10 protein-coding genes are annotated in these 15,695 nt (G+C 53.5%); 1 reads left to right on the top strand and 9 read right to left on the bottom strand.

The window, feature by feature from the left end:
- Window positions 1-8: 8 nt before the first annotated feature.
- Both gap and C0557_RS13920 read right to left on the bottom strand, forming a co-directional pair.
- Window positions 9-1,019 (bottom strand): type I glyceraldehyde-3-phosphate dehydrogenase, encoded by a 1,011-nt coding sequence (gap, locus tag C0557_RS13925; protein ID WP_043953322.1) that lies wholly within the window; start codon window positions 1,017-1,019, stop codon window positions 9-11.
- A 78-nt stretch (window positions 1,020-1,097) separates the two neighbouring features.
- Window positions 1,098-2,078 (bottom strand): GlxA family transcriptional regulator, encoded by a 981-nt coding sequence (locus C0557_RS13920; protein ID WP_208658893.1) that lies wholly within the window; start codon window positions 2,076-2,078, stop codon window positions 1,098-1,100.
- Between the two features lie 178 nt (window positions 2,079-2,256).
- On the opposite strand from C0557_RS13920, the gene C0557_RS13915 reads away from it, so the two are divergent.
- A complete protein-coding gene (locus tag C0557_RS13915; RefSeq protein ID WP_208657067.1) occupies window positions 2,257-2,466 on the top strand; it encodes a hypothetical protein in 210 nt (69 codons plus the stop codon).
- A gap of 345 nt (window positions 2,467-2,811) precedes the next feature.
- Here the strand turns inward: C0557_RS13915 and katG are convergent, their stop codons facing one another.
- From katG to tssK, 7 genes are all read right to left on the bottom strand, one after another.
- A complete protein-coding gene (gene katG, locus C0557_RS13910; protein ID WP_208658891.1) occupies window positions 2,812-4,995 on the bottom strand; it encodes a catalase/peroxidase HPI in 2,184 nt (727 codons plus the stop codon).
- A gap of 322 nt (window positions 4,996-5,317) precedes the next feature.
- Complete coding sequence (locus tag C0557_RS13905) at window positions 5,318-6,106, bottom strand: hypothetical protein (protein ID WP_208658889.1); 789 nt, start codon at window positions 6,104-6,106, stop codon at window positions 5,318-5,320.
- 569 nt (window positions 6,107-6,675) lie between these two features.
- Complete coding sequence (locus C0557_RS13900; protein WP_074778873.1) at window positions 6,676-7,230, bottom strand: winged helix-turn-helix domain-containing protein; 555 nt, start codon at window positions 7,228-7,230, stop codon at window positions 6,676-6,678.
- Window positions 7,231-7,751: 521 nt separating this feature from the next.
- Entirely contained in the window at window positions 7,752-10,262 is a 2,511-nt protein-coding gene (gene tssH / locus C0557_RS13895; protein WP_208658887.1) for a type VI secretion system ATPase TssH, read from the bottom strand.
- A gap of 19 nt (window positions 10,263-10,281) precedes the next feature.
- Window positions 10,282-13,710: a type VI secretion protein IcmF/TssM N-terminal domain-containing protein gene (locus C0557_RS13890; protein WP_208658885.1), complete on the bottom strand. Its 3,429-nt coding sequence runs from the start codon at window positions 13,708-13,710 to the stop codon at window positions 10,282-10,284.
- Window positions 13,711-13,715: 5 nt separating this feature from the next.
- Window positions 13,716-14,336: a DotU family type IV/VI secretion system protein gene (locus C0557_RS13885; protein ID WP_208658882.1), complete on the bottom strand. Its 621-nt coding sequence runs from the start codon at window positions 14,334-14,336 to the stop codon at window positions 13,716-13,718.
- Window positions 14,333-15,694: a type VI secretion system baseplate subunit TssK gene (tssK, locus tag C0557_RS13880; RefSeq protein ID WP_208658880.1), complete on the bottom strand. Its 1,362-nt coding sequence runs from the start codon at window positions 15,692-15,694 to the stop codon at window positions 14,333-14,335. Before tssK ends, C0557_RS13885 begins: the two co-directional genes overlap by 4 nt.
- Window position 15,695: the final 1 nt, after the last annotated feature.

The following is a 15,695-nucleotide window of genomic DNA, read 5'->3' as shown; positions in this document are numbered from 1 at the left end:
GCGACGGATTATAAACCGCGCTGCGCCATCAGTTTCGTCAGGTCCACCAGCCGGTTGGAGAAGCCCCACTCGTTATCGTACCAGGCGAGGATTTTCACCAGATTGCCGCCAATCACCAGCGTCGACAGGCCGTCGATGATGGAAGAGCGCGGATCGCCCTGATAATCACTGGAAACCAGCGGCTCATCGCTGTAGCCGAGAATGCCTTTCAGCGGCCCGTTGGCGGCGGCTTTGCGGAAAGCGTCATTCACTTCTTCCACGGTCACATCGCGTTTTAGCGTCACCGTCAAGTCGACGATCGACACCACCGGTACCGGTACGCGTAGCGAATAACCGGTCAGCCGTCCGTCCAGTTCCGGGATCACTTTACCGAGCGCTTTCGCCGCGCCGCTGGAGTAGGGCACGATGGAGAGCGCCGCAGCACGCGCGCCGCGCAGATCTTTTTCCGGCTGGTCGTGCAGCGCCTGGCTGTTGGTGTAAGCGTGGGTGGTGTTCATCAACCCGTGTTCAATACCAAAGTTCTGGTGCAGTACCTGGGCGGCAGGCGCCAGCCCGTTGGTGGTGCAACTGCCGTTGCTGACCACGAAATGACGCGTCGGATCGTACTGCGTGTCGTTCACGCCGAGCACGATTGTCAGGTCATCATTTTTCCCCGGCGCGGAGATAATCACCCGTTTTGCGCCGCCGTGGCTGATATGTACCGCAGCTTTTTCGCGATCGGTAAAGAATCCGGTGGCTTCAATCACAATTTCCACACCGACATCGCGCCACGGAATATTCGCCGGATCGCGTTCACTGAAAACGCGCACCGCGTTGCCATCGACAAACAACTGGCCTTCGCCTGCTTCAACCGGAACCGGCAGCGTGCCGAGCAGTGAATCGTGTTTCAGCAGATGGGCGAGGGTTTTGCTGTCCGTCAGATCGTTGATCGCGACGATTTGAATCTCTGGGTTACCGAGCGCGGCGCGCAGTACGTTGCGCCCGATCCTGCCAAAACCGTTAATGCCGACCTTAACCATGATTGACTCCTTCTTTTTCGTGTCTGGAGTCACTTTAGAGCGGCAGCGTTTTGGCGTAAAGGACGGATAAGGATCACTTTACGCCATTTTTCGGCAGTGGAAGCGCTGGCGATACTCGCCGGGGGTAAGGTGCAGTTGACGTTCAAAGATGCGGCGCAAGTTGATGCTGGTGCCGAAACCCGTGGCAGCGGCCACGCTCTCCAGCGTTTCGCGGGTTTGCTCCAGGCGATGTCGTGCAGCGGCAAGCCGCGCTTCGGCAACATAACGCGCCGGCGGGACGCCGGTTTCACGGGTAAAGACGCGGGTGAAATTGCGCGGGCTCATCGCCACACGTTCGGCAAGTTTTTCGACCGAGAGATCGTCGGTCAGGTTTTCCAGGATCCAGCTTTGTAACTCGCTGACCGGTCCAATATTCTCCGTCTGTTGCAGATGGTAACGGCTAAACTGTAACTGGCCGCCGGGACGACGCAAATACATCACCATATCCTGTGCGACGTCGCGGGCGAGGGTGAAACCATAATCCTCTTCGACCAGCGCCAGCGTCAGGTCAAAACCGGAGCTGACGCCGCCGGAAGTCCATATCGGCCCATCCTGAATATAGAGTGGGCCGCTTTCGACTTTGACCAGCGGATAGCGCGACTGCATGGTTTCGAGCAGCCGCCAGTGGGTGGTGGCGCGCCGACCGTCAAGCAACCCGGTTTCCGCCAGCAGCATCGCACCGCCGCAGATGGAAGCCACTCTGTCGGCATGGGGAGCGGCAAGACGCAGCCAGTCAACGACGGCGGTGCCTTCCTCTTCATTGTTTCCGCGTCCGGTGATCATGATGGTATCCCACGGCTCGCGCGGGTCCAGCTCCGGCAGACGGAAATCGGCCAGCAGATTCAGGCCAGACTGGCCGTGGATCACCTGGTGCGGCTGTGTGGTGGCGATGCTCACCCGGTAACGCGGCTGTTGGGTTTCATCGGCATGCAGGCGATTGGCCTGCATCAGAATGTCGGCAATACCGGCAGCTTCGAATAACATGCCGCCATCGGGAACAATAATCAGGAATCTCTTCATGTCCTGAAAAGTACACTTGCCACATTATAAGTCAAGATGCGAACGGAATTTTAAGCACCATGGCTGGCCCTGAGCCAAATCTGAAAGGCCGTTAATGAGAAGCAAACGAATTTCCAAATCGCTACTATAACTACAGTACAGGATTTTTATCGGTCGCATCTCACGCGAGGATTTATCCATGGCAATTGCAAAAGCGTATAACTTAAAGCAGGCATATCAAATGATTACCTCTGGTAAGCAGACGGAGGTGGAGCTGGCATTTGATGTCGATGCCGATGCCTTCTTCATGCTTTCTGCGAATTATGGCGACAGCGGCGCAAAAATTACCCGCCATAATAACCATTTTGTACTCAGGCGCGATCAAGAAGAGACCTCAACTTCTGACTGATTTTTAACTCTATTTTTGCAGGCCCGTTTTGGGTGACATAAATAATGGTGTCGCCCTGGTACTTATTTTTCCTGAAACCCCGCCGTCATCTCTGCGTTACATTCCTGCCGTTTAATGGCGCAAGCCTGCCCCGAAGGGGACTTCCCGCGGTGTCTGGCTTCATCAGTTATTACTCTTTGATCGCGGAGCGCGGTCAGTAAAACTCGTTATCAACAGTTTCCCCGGTATCCATACCGGGATTTTTTTTGCTTACATTTGAAGGTGACACTGTCACCAAATTAGCGGGCAGGCATAAAAAAACCTGCGGGTTTGATCCCGCAGGTGTGTTGTTTGCCGCAGCGCGGTTTATTGCAGGTCGAAGCGGTCCAGATTCATCACTTTCGTCCACGCGGCAACGAAATCGATGACAAATTTCTGTTTCGCATCGCTGCTGGCGTAAACCTCTGCCAGCGCGCGCAGGACCGAGTTGGAGCCGAAGACCAGATCGGCGCGCGTTGCCGTGTAGCGCAGCTCACCGCTCTGACGATCGCGGCCTTCAAACAGCTCCGCTTTTTCGTCGGTAGCTTTCCATGCGGTGCGCATATCCAGCAGGTTGACGAAGAAGTCGGTGCTCAGCACCCCAACACGATCGGTAAAGACGCCGTGTTTGCTGTCATCGTAGTTAGCGCCCAGAACACGCAGCCCGCCGACAAGCGCTGTCAGTTCCGGCGCGGTCAGCGTCAGTTGCTGCGCTTTATCAATCAGCAGGGTTTCGGTGCTCACACCATCCCACACGCGGCGATAGTTACGGAAACCATCGGACAGCGGCTCCATCAGATTGAAGGACTCAACATCCGTTTGATCCTGACGCGCATCAACGCGTCCCGGTGTAAACGGTACGTTCACCTGGACACCCGCCGAAGCCGCCGCCTGCTCAACGCCAACCACACCGGCCAGCACAATGATATCGGCCAGCGAGGCTTTTGCCGACGTCTGCTGAATGCGTTGCAGTACCGGTAAGGCTTGCACTGCGCGGGCATTCACTTCCCAGCCGTTTTGCGGGGCAAGCGCAAGACGCGCGCCGTTAGCACCGCCGCGTTTATCGCCGCCACGGAAGGTGGAAGCGGAAGCCCAGGCCACCGAAACCAGATCGCTGACCGACAGGCCCGATGCGGCGATATCCGCTTTCAGGTTGGCGATATCTGCGTCGTCAGGGTGATAAGTGGCGGCCGGTAACGGATCCTGCCAAATCAGATCTTCATGCGGAACTTCTGGTCCGATGTAACGGGATTTTGGCCCCATATCACGGTGCGTCAGTTTGAACCATGCGCGGGCAAAGGCTTCGTTAAATGCCTGCGGATCGTTCAGGAAGCGACGGGAAATTTTCTCGAATTCCGGGTCAAAACGCAGCGTCAGGTCGGTAACCAGCATGGTGGGTTTACGTTTTTTCGCCGGATCAAACGGGTCCGGGATGATTTCCGGCGCATCGACGGCTTCAAACTGGAGAGCGCCACCCGGGCTGCGGGTCTGGACCCACTCGTATTTGAACAGGTTCTCGAAGAAGTAGTTGCTCCACTGGGTTGGCGTTTGTGTCCATGCCACTTCCAGCCCGGAGGTAATAGCATCAGCGCCTGCGCCGCTGCCGTAGCTGCTCATCCAGCCAAAGCCCTGCGCTTCCAGCGGCGCGGCTTCCGGTTCCGGGCCTACGTAGTCGTCCGGTTTTGCCGCACCGTGGGTTTTACCCAGCGTATGACCACCGGCGATCAGCGCGACGGTCTCTTCATCGTTCATCCCCATATTACCGAAGGTGGCGCGAATTGCCGAGGCAGCGGAAACGGGTTCGCCGCTGGCGTTCGGGCCTTCCGGGTTGACGTAAATCAGCCCCATTTCGGTAGCGCCAATCGCGGCCTGCGCCAGGCTTTCCGGATGACGATGGCTCAACCACTCTTTCTCGTTACCCCAGTCCACGTCGAAATCCGGTTCCCAGACATCTTCGCGGCCCGCGCCAAAACCGAAGGTGCGGAAACCGGCATTTTCCAGCGCCACGTTCCCCGCCAGAATGATCAAATCGGCCCACGAGATTTTCTGGCCATATTTCTGTTTTACCGGCCACAGCAGACGGCGCGCTTTATCAAGGCTGACGTTATCCGGCCAGGAGTTCAGCGGTGCAAAGCGCTGCTGACCGCGTCCGGAACCGCCACGGCCATCAACGGTACGGTACGTCCCGGCGCTGTGCCAGGCCATGCGAATAAACAGCCCGATGTAACTGCCCCAGTCGGCAGGCCACCAGGATTGCGAATCGGTCAACACGCTACGGATATCAGCTTTCAGTGCGGAATAATCGAGTTTTTTAAACTCTTCGCGGTAGTTAAAGGATTCACCCAGCGGATTGGAGCGGTTAGAGTGCTGGTTCAGCAAATCGACGCGCAGTTGGTTCGGCCACCAGTCGCGGTTGCTGGTGGCCCCGGCCGTGCTCTGCTTGCTGGCTTTATCATGGAAAGGGCATTTCTCGACGGCTGAAGAGAGGGATTGTTCGTCTGACGTGCTCATATCTGGCTCCATTTGCTTGTGTAATGCCGTTACGATATACACTGCTTCCTGTAAAAGGTACTTGAATAAATCTACAGATTTGATAGCTAATACCTTTCTTTTAATGCATAAAAAATCGACAAACGTCACATAAATTTATAACTGCCTCATCAACCTTAGCAATCGCACTACGCTTGATCCGGTTTTTTTGTGCCTTGTTTGATCGATACCCATAAAAGGAGAGGGAAGCGCAGATTATCGCCAGTTAACAGAACGGCTGGAGCAGAGAGAAACGGGCGGAGAGGCTCCGCCAAAGACTATGATGAAAGGTGGGGGAAAGGACTTACCGTGAAAAAGCGGAAAACTCACCGCCCCAGACGGAATGTTCGATAACAGGCAGATCGGGGTTATGTTGTTTTAATTTTTCAATTAATTCTCTGTTTTTTTGATACTGCTGAAGTTTATGTTGCTGGCCTCTTTCATACTGGAAATAGATGCCACAAACTTTAACTCTGTCGGTGGGAGGGAACTCAGCATAGGTATTGACATCCTTTTTACCCACGATCAGTACTTCGTTATGCTTTATGCCGTTCGATTTGGCCATCAGACTCTCCGGGCTCATCATGGTGGCATAAGTTTTGTCAGGCATCGCACTTTTTAGATACTTCTTCATCTTTGGATCGTTCGGTTTTCTACTGGCGCCTTTAAAATAACTTTCACTGAGCGCGTAGCTATTTTTTGTTTCCCCGCTGGTATTTCCTGCATGGTTGGGAAAACAGACATCTTTATGAAATGTGCCAATGATATTCTGCGGCGGAACGGCAAGAATAAGCCCTACATCGGCCCATTGGTTACGGTCATACATGGACGATTGTAAACGAGTCAGCGAGGTGCTAATGATATCCCATGTGGCAAACAGATCTTCTGCTTTATCGTTAAGAAAAGGTGAGTTGTTGTCCGTTATAAAACGCAGCGTGTGGATTAAAATTAATTTATCCTGATGTGCATTTTTCCTTGCTGAAGAGGTGTGCTGTATGGCCAGAGTTTTTCTGTAAATTTTATTCCAGTCCTCAAGAATAAAAAATGAATCATTAAATATATTGGATTTGATGTTTTTCCCTAATATTCGCATGCGCGCCTCGGAAATTTTTTGAGTTAAAAGAAGAAAGTTGTAAATCGTCGATAGCGATATACAACATGTGCGAGTTATGCACAGATCATCGTTTTTCAGTTGAATCACGATAATGTTTATTAATCATAGTTGTAGTTTATGAATGTTTGCAAATGAACACCATAATATCTGTCTTAATTAAGTGCTAAGGTTTATTCATAAGGCAGGAATTGATATGGGGAGGTTTAATAATACTGTAATAATCGTCTGGATAGACAGATAGATTGAATCAAATACTTTCCTTCCGGGTACATTGCTTTTCCAGGCGTGACACGATTGTTCAGGGGACGAGAGTCAAGTTCTGGCAGTGATTACCTGTTATAACTGGCCGGCAATGCGAGATACGTTTCGTAACATTACCGACAAAGAAATACTCATCATACGAACAAAAACTAAAAGTGATGCAGATGTACTTAATTTAGAATAAGTGCTGTTTTCGTTATTTTTGAAGTGATTGTGTTATGCCTTGTTTTTCATTGCTACCCTTTTTGCAGCGCGATGTTGAACAACCTCCGCTTATAACCGGTTAGTTACTTTAAAAAGTAGCCGGTTGGCGTTTTGTTTTCGTGTTCAGTGCGGGTGAGTTTTTCGATAAAACTGACCTTATCGCATACATCAAGGAGAATCTGATGCAACGTATTAAGCTGGGCGTGAATTTCAGATTCCTGGTTGGCGGTATGTAACGCAAATTTCAAATTTCTGGCAAGGTAGTTATCCGGGTGCTTTGCTTTGTATTCCAGTGGTTCGATTTTCATCGCCGGATTAAAGTAAAATCCCTCTCGCGGCAGCGTTAAAATGAATTGCTCTTTAGTGTTAAAGGTTGTCGCAATTATTCTTCTGATCTGGAATATCGTTTGATATAAGGTGTTGGGAGATGTCTCCTTGGTGCGCTTTTCCCACGCATAATCATAGAGTTCGTTATGCGTAACAATCTCTCCGGGCTTCTTTGTTATTAAAAGCTCAAGACATTTAGAGGCAGGTTTAGTCAATAATGCTGGTGGCAAGTACATATCACATCGACACAGAGTGCGTTCAGTTATATTAAAGTCAACTTCATTGTTAATGCGATATATATGCGAGTTCATTTAATTCCCCTTTTGGTTATTTATTGAATTCACTTTCGATAAGCATAAGCATACATTGCCAGGGCAATAAATTTAAAAATATTTCATCTTAATAAGATTCTTATCTCACATATTTATATGTTGGTATAAATAAATATTTTATAAATCAATTGCTTGTATTATTATGTAATGTGTTTTTCCAGATATTTTCATGAATAATATAAATTAGATGAATGTCAATCCAGGATTATTTCGCCTGAATGATTTATTTATTATTCTGAGTTTTTGATGGTAGTTTTTAATCTGGTTTTTTGTTTTTTCTTATCCGAGTTTGAAAGAATTAAATTACTTTTGATAAAATATTAAATGTATAATGTTCCAATCCATTCATGATTTTTATGTTTTATTATATGAATCTGTTACGCAAACTTGCTGAATGGAATCAGTATAAAACATAAATCAAAAGCCAGCGACAAAACCTCTGCGAAACGATCCTGACGCTGGACTTTCATTACAGGGCGAAACAAATTTAACGTTAGTCGTTATACTTTCAACGCCACCTGGTCTTTGAGGATATCAATTTTCACTTCATTTTTTGCCGCTGAGGTTAACGCATGGTCAGCCAGAATCGGTAATAAATGTGAGGTCAATATCTGGTCAATATCGCGCGCGCCACTTTGCTGTACCTGACAGCGTTTTGCCACCCAGTTAACCACTTTATTTGTCCAGCCTGGGCGTGAGTCGCTTTCTGTTGCGGTCTGATAACGGCGGCACAGGTGCTGAAGCTTCAATTCGATGATCTGCGCCAGCTCCAGCGGCTGCAAGGGCAGGTAAGGGATCAGCGTCATACGTCCCATCAACGCCGGGCTGAAGACGCGTTCAAACTCAGGGCGAATAATATTGCACAACGCTTCCGGCGACGTTTTGCCTTTTTCCCAGGCGCTAATCAGCGCCGCGCTGGCCAGATTAGACGTCATAATAATCAGCGTGTTACGGAAATTAATCATCTGTCCTTCTGCGTCTTCGATGATGCCTTTATCGAAAATTTGATAGAACAGCTCCATGACGTCCGGATGCGCTTTTTCCACTTCATCCAGCAAGACTACACAGTAGGGATTACGGCGCACGGCTTCGGTAAGGACACCGCCCTGACCGTAACCCACATAGCCTGGCGGTGAACCTTTCAGCCCCGAAACAGAGTGAGCTTCCTGGTACTCGGACATATTAATGGTCACCATGCTTTTTTCCCCGCCATACAGCAGTTCTGCCAGCGCCAGCGACGTTTCGGTTTTGCCGATTCCGGAGGGACCGGCCAGCATGTAAACGCCGGTGGGTTTTTGCGGATCGGCAAGCCCGGCGCGGCTGATGCGAATTTGTTGAGTGATATGTTTGAGGGCATGTCTTTGCCCAATAATCCGTTGTTCAAGCCGTTCGCACAGGGAATCCAGTTGCTGGTGCTCCTGCTCCAGCATGTGTCCAAGCGGGATACCGGTCCAGTCTGCAACCACGTCCGCCACGCAGGCGGCATCCACGCACTCAAACACCATCGCATGCTGCTGGTGACATGCAGCCAGCGTTTCACGCATCTGCGCAATTTCTTCGGCATCCTGGCTCTGCTGCAACTGTTGCACCAGCAGCGTTTGCCGCTCCCATTCCTGGCGCAGTGAATCGAGAGAGCCCTGCAAAGTCGTGGCCTGCTGACGAAGTTTTACCTGCCGCTCTGGCGCACTGTTTTCTCGTTTCAGTGCGGCAATCTCGCATTCAATGGCGCGCAGTTGCACGCAGATTGCCTCAATTTCTTTCGGTTCCTGAGTTTGTGATATCGCCACGCGGGTGCAGGCGGTATCCAGCAAACTCACCGATTTGTCGGGAAGCTGGCGTTCGGCAATGTAGCGGCTGGAGAGGGAGATAGCGGCATGGATGGCGCTTTCGAGGATGGGAATGCCGTGATGTCGGGACATGGCCGGTGCCATCGCGCGTAACATCGTCGTGGCCTTATCCGTATCCGGCTCCGCCACTTTAATAAGCTGAAAGCGGCGCGCCAGCGCGGCATCTTTCTCGAAATATTTTTTATATTCCACCCAGGTTGTGGCGGCAATAATTCGCAACTCACCGCGCGCCAGCGCGGGTTTGAGTAAGTTAGCCGCATCGCTTTGTCCGGCGGATCCTCCAGCGCCAATGAGCGTATGCGCTTCATCAATAAATAAAATAATCGGCACGGGCGCGCGGGCGACCTCTTTCAGCAACTGCTGAAGGCGGTTTTCAAACTCACCTTTCACGCTCGCTCCGGCCTGTAACAACCCCAGATCCAGCGTCAGTATCTCTGTTGATTCCAGCATCTGGGGAAAGGTGCCTGCGACAATACGCATCGCCAGCGCTTCGGCAAGCGCGGTTTTCCCGACGCCTGGCTCACCGGTAAGAATCGGGTTGTTCTGGCGGCGGCGTAACAGAATATCCACCATCTGGCGCAGTTCGGATTCGCGGCCCAGAACCGGATCCAGTTCGCCTTTACGCGCCAGTTCACTGAGATTGCGCGTGTATTTTTGCAGCGCGGATGTACTGGCCGCTGGCTGTTCGTCGCGAGCAGGCGCAGGCACATAGATGTTTTGCAGCAACGCCATCGCTTTGGGGCGATCGCATTGCAATGCTTTTTCCACCGGGGCGGCGAGCCGTAACGCATTGCCGTCATCGAATAACGCGGCCAGCAGCGCGGCGGGCGTCAGTTGCGATTGTCCCCAGTGGCTGCTTGCCAATAACCAGCCCGCAATAAACCACTCGGTCAGCCCGACGGAAAAGTGTGGGGCGGCGTTTTGTTGCGGCCGCTGGTGCTGAAGCTCCTGCTGTAATGCATCAAACAACCGGCTGACTGGCAACCCGCTCTGCAATCCCAGTTGCTCGATCAAGGGGCTTTGCTGGCGCAGTATTGCCATCAGTAAATGTTCTGGCGTCACTTCTGTATGTTGCAGAGAAACCGCATGGCTGACGGCGGTGTCAAGTACCGCTCGTCCCTCAGCGGAAAGCTTCTTAATTATTGGTTTTAAATGATGGCTCATAAAAGTACCTTCAATGGTGTTACTGACACTGTGTGATTTCGTCGGGCAAACCAGAAAGCGCGTGCGCCGCTAACTCGTCAGGTTGCGGATACGCTGACTGCTCGTTGAGATCGCTGATTTGTTGAGTAAGGGAACTGATTTCATCGGCGTTCGTTTTCCAGCTTTGCCACGTCTCCTCAAGGGGTTGAGTGTTGGACATGGCAAAACGAACGAGGATCTGTTTAATGCCTAATCGCTTAAGCAACTCTGCGCTGTCACCGAAATCACTGCTTTCGATCAGCGTTTCTCCTGAAGAGAACAGGCTGACAAACCACGGCCAGGCATCGTCGCCATTAATCTGATCGACCGCGACAAAATCAGGAAACTGAACGCTTAGCGTTACACCGCGGCACTGGCCCGGCTGCCAGGTGAAATCGGCCTTGTCGGCAAAATTCATACTGCTGAGTACCTGGTCGCCTTTCTGGCAGTTCAGCAACAATTGCGTTCCGGTTGGGATCACCTGCGCGCCTTCGGCGATGGTGGCTGGCAGGCTGGTAACAGTCGTTTTCACAACCTGTTTTTCGAGTTTGCTTTGTTGCAACTCAAGCGCCGCGACTTTGGCCTGCAACGTTGCTTTCCGATCCTGGACTTGGGTGGCGGTGCGTTGCGGCAGATCCTGAAGAATATCCGCGGGGAAGGCGTTACGGAGAAACTGACTAAATTCCGCCGTTAAAGGCAGCGTCATGCCAGCAAAACCGGCGGCGCGAAGACCATTATTGTCCACCGACAGCATGGGCTTCGCCGGGCCGCGCAGAAAATTGCCCACCAGTTGCTGGCTCAGTGTTTGTTGCTCTTCGTAGCTGCGTTTTTCGGCATTTTTCCCCAGTGGCCAGATCACGCTGCTTTTCCATTGCGCATTCAACCAACACGCGCTGCTGGCCATCGCGTTCGCCAGTAGCGTGCGGGCATCATCCTGATACAGCCGCCACACCGCCGCGACATCTGCATCGTTCTCATCGGGCGAAACGCGTTCCTGCAAGGTGGCAAGTGCCGGCAGGAGAGTGCTCAGCGGGTTGGTGTCTGGTTTTTGTTGCCCGGGGGTAAAAAGCCCGCGCGTTAACGTATCACCTGGTTTCTCCTGCGCTACTGCCGCATTAACGGCGCTGTTTCGGGATTTTTGCCAGTCGAGCCATGCCTGTTGGGCAGATTGCGCCGTGGCAGCCGTGGCCGTTCGAGTTTTGCCCTGAAACCACGCGGCCAGCGACAGACGCAGTTGTTTGTTGAGCCGCTCGGTGCGTTGCAGCAGCGCGGCGCCATCGCCCGCGCGGGCGAGCGTCTGAACGTCACGCAGCGTGGCCAGCCAGGGCTGCGCGTGTTCCGGCGGAATGGCCTCAAGCTCGTCAACAATGCGGGTAGCAAAGCGCATCGCCGGGCTTTGATTCTGGCTGATAGCCATCAGCTGGCGGCGCGACGCCGTGCCTGTTTCATCTGGTGAAAGGTGCGCCGTTATGTCGATCAGATAGTGACGCCATGCCTGCTGCCTCGCTTCCTGCCAGCTGTCGCGCAATGGCTGAAAAATCGGTTCAGTGCGACCGGCAGCGGCTTCAATCTCTGCCATCCATTGATTCACTGTGGCTTCACCGGCCTGCGTCCATCTCCCGTCGAGAGCAAGTGAATCGGGTAATGCTGGCCAGAATGTTGCTGCGTGCAGCGGCGGAAATGCGGCGTCCGGGGCCTGTAACCAGCGTAGTGACAGATCGTGATTGACCAGATTTTCCAGCACCCGTTGTGCGTTCTGCAACCAGCGTTCGCCATAGGGACGCTGAATGTAATAACGCTCCAGCGCTAGCCGGGTCAGCGGCGATAGCGTCGGCGGATAGACATTTTGCGTCAGCTCGTCGCTGATCGGCGCGGCTTCGGCGAGCGTATCCAGCGGCGTGCCGTGCTGCATTTGTCGCCAGCGCGTGACCGCCGCGGCCAGTTGCAAAATGTCGTGCCGCTGTTGCGCGGGCGACGCGTTAAGGGCGCGTTGCTGATACGCTTCCAGCGTCTGCCGGGCAGGGCGCGCCGTCACTGGAATGCGGGCAAGCAACGTTTCAGCGTCGCGTTGTTGCTGGCTGAATAAGGGCATAAACGGCAACCAGGGCAGCGCCAGTGTTGCATGTTGCTCGTCTGCGGCAACAAACGCCGCCAGCTTATCCGGCGCTAATTCAGCCAGCCCGGAGTGCAAGCGCATGGCGCTCATGCTGGCGCTTATCGCCAGCCAGAGGGCGCAGACACCGATTGCGGTGTAGCAGCATGTTCTGCCGAATGAACGCTGATACCAGCGCAGTCCGCTTCTTTTTAAACTCAATGCCGGGAGGTGGCGGGTCAACAGATCCTGGATGAAAACGCTGGTGCGGCGACCCTGATTCTCCACCTGCGGTTCGGCGGCGCAAAACCAGATGCTCTTCAGCGTGGCCGGGCTGAAATAGGCGTTGGCTTCGCACAGAGCGGCCAGCGTGTAGCGCAGGGCGGGTTCCAGCCGGGCGAACGCTTCCGGGAAATCCAGCAGGGCATTGTACTCAGGCGCGCTGAGTGTGGCCGGGCGCGCCATACTCAGCCGCACGAGAGAAAAGCCTTCGTGCAGACGCGTGAATAGCGGCTGCAATGTGGTGTCGTCCTGGCCATCAATATGCGGCGGTACGCTCCATGTATAACCCAGCGCTTGCTGGCGTTGGGCGTCAGAAAGTTGATGCTGCCACAAACTGAAACCAGGGAACTTATCGCACTGGGTGACTAACACATAGAGTGGCAAGCGTTCGCCATAGTGCCGGACCAGCGGTTCGATAAGGCTACGTTGCTGGCGGGCCAGCGTATGCAATTGGCTGAGATCGCCACGCATTAACTGGCTCATCGGCAACGCTATGATGATGCCGCCAGGCGCGGGCATGTGCGTGCACCAGCGGGCCAGTTTGCTCCAGGCCTGACGGAAGGCGGCAGCACCGTTTAAAAAATTGCTCGACAGATCGAGCACGCACAGATCACGGAAAAACCACCACCGCAGCGTGCGGGTCGGGGCGGTGATGCCGTCGGCGCTATCACCATAAAAACGGGGCAACCCTGCGCTGGCCAGCAGCGTACTTTTGCCACAGCGTTCGCCGACCAGTAAATACCACGGAAGATGCGTGCGCCGACGTTTAATGCGTTTGATGACCGAGGCACCCGCTTTCCAGTGATTAAACAGCACATATTCCCGGCGCGATAAGCGGTATTTTGTGAACCAGCGGCGGCCTTTTTTCCCCCTGATAAGCAGCAATAACTCGGGGAGCGAGTGCCACAGCAGCGCGGCCAGCACCATCACCAGCAGCCACAGCAGCAGGATCCCCGGCGTGCCCCATCCTTGCCACAGGCCGAGCATAAAACTGAATATCAGCGACAGGCACAGTACAGCCAGCCAGCCAGTAAAACAGGCTAATTTCTTAAACATAGAGGTCAGTTTGTGTAGTGATAAAGAAGCAAAAGTAAAAACCCGTACAGCAGCAACAGGGTTACGGTTGTCCGCAGCAGCAGGCGTTTATGCAGCGGCGTGGCGACGGTTTGTCCGCATGTAGCGGGCGTGATCGCGCTGTCGTTTGGCCAGCTTAACCATGATGCCGGCAGGCACAGCGCACGCTGCTCTGTAATGATCTCCTGCAATGGCTCGTCATCCTCGGGCGTGCTGTACTGACCGTGAAAACCATTTTGCAGACAGAAGAGAAAGACCTTTCGCGCCTGATGCCAGGCAGGCTCAAGCTGCGCCAGACAGGTAAAGAATCGCTCTCCGGCGACGGTGATATTCAGATACTTACGCTGTAATAATTCACTCTGCCAGCGCTCGCGCCACGGCAAGGAGGAACAGAGCACCGTTTCATCGATCCAGGCGATAACCGCAAACTGCGCGGCCGCTTTCTCCTCTTCGCTGGCATCCTGTTGGCAGGCTCGCTGCATTGCCTGCTCCAGCCGGACAAGGCACGCTTGCCGCGCTTCGGCGTAATCGGTAAACGATGTGGGTTCTGCAATCATCTCCAGTACCTGCCTGAAGACCGGCAGATAGCCATCAAGAAGCTCGCTCATGACACCCCCATAAAGACGGCCTGGACTTGCAGATCGTCGGGCGCGTCATCCCAGTAAAAGGCCAGTCTCTGCTGCTGGTCGATCTTCTTCCACAGATCGTCCTGCCGGTTCAGTTGGTAATAGACCGCGTTTTTGCTCTGCGGCACGCCACGCGGTGCGGGATTCAGCGCCGTAGCGGCAATCCCCGGTAGCGCATGTTGAATCAGCTTGCCGATCGCCGAACCCGGCGCCACTTTGAAACCGCTGCTTTCGGTTGTGCCGGGGAGTTGCTGCTCTGAACGCAGCCGCAGCAACACGCTGTCGCTCTGTTGTCCGGCGAGTGGCGACAAATCGCCGATAAAGATGCGCTGGCTGGTGGGTACGAAGGTGATCCAGACGTTATCTTCCAGTGCCAGATTATTCAGCAGTGAAAGCAGAAGGGTTTTCGCGCTGGCGAAACAGGCATAAAGGTCATAGTGGTCATACGGCAACAGACGCATCGTCTCACCGGCCCATTCACCATTAAATGAACAGCGATCGCTGAAACTGGAGAGTTCGCCAACCAGTTGCGCCAGCAGACCGTAGACAGGCCACGGATGCATGCCCGGCGTACGGCAGTAGTGGTGCAGCAACGGCAGAACCCGGTTAAGCGAGCGCATCACTAACAGTTGCGTCATATCACCGCGCTGGGCGGTATTGCTCTGTTCCGGGCGTTTGTACTCTTCGAGTTTATAAGCACGGTTTGCCAGCTCGGCATACAGACCGTCCAGCAGATTTTTCAGCACCGGCGTGCTGCCAAGGCTGACCAGCGGAGGACAAAAACTGGCGTCAGGGATCACCCGATCGGTGTCATAGCGCAGCCGCAGAAGGGGAATAAATTCACAATCCACTACCGCCTCTTTCTCGCTGTCGGTGAGGATCTGTACGTTATAAAGAATGCGCGAGACGCTGCACTCCGGCCCGTCGAAGTAGACATCTTTCATCACGCCTTCTTCCGGCGCTTTAAACCAGCGGCTGTTTGGCGAGTCGCCGACATTCACGTGGCCTGGGTCGAAACGGCGCAGCGCCAGCCACAGGGTTAACGGTTTCTCCAGCTGTTTCCATGCCTGGCGAAACTGGCGCGGCTGCAGGCTGCAGTTGCCAGGAAATTCCAGATAATCCCCGGAAGGTAACAGCGCCTTCAGGTGTTCAATTTTTAGCGTGAAATCAACCAGCGTTTCCGGGTTAAACACCGACTCAATTAGCCCAACGTTCCACGGCTGCGCCAGTTGGCGATGGCGCGACAGCATGTAGTGGTGATGCAGATCGACAGACTGCAAATGTTGCGGCTGTAGATAAACGCCCGAATACCAGTAAATCTGCTGAAGTTCCGGATACATA

Source organism: Kosakonia sp. MUSA4 (genome assembly GCF_013085925.1).
Lineage (GTDB): Bacteria > Pseudomonadota > Gammaproteobacteria > Enterobacterales > Enterobacteriaceae > Kosakonia > Kosakonia sacchari_B.
This window is presented reverse-complemented; position numbering and strand designations above follow the sequence as displayed.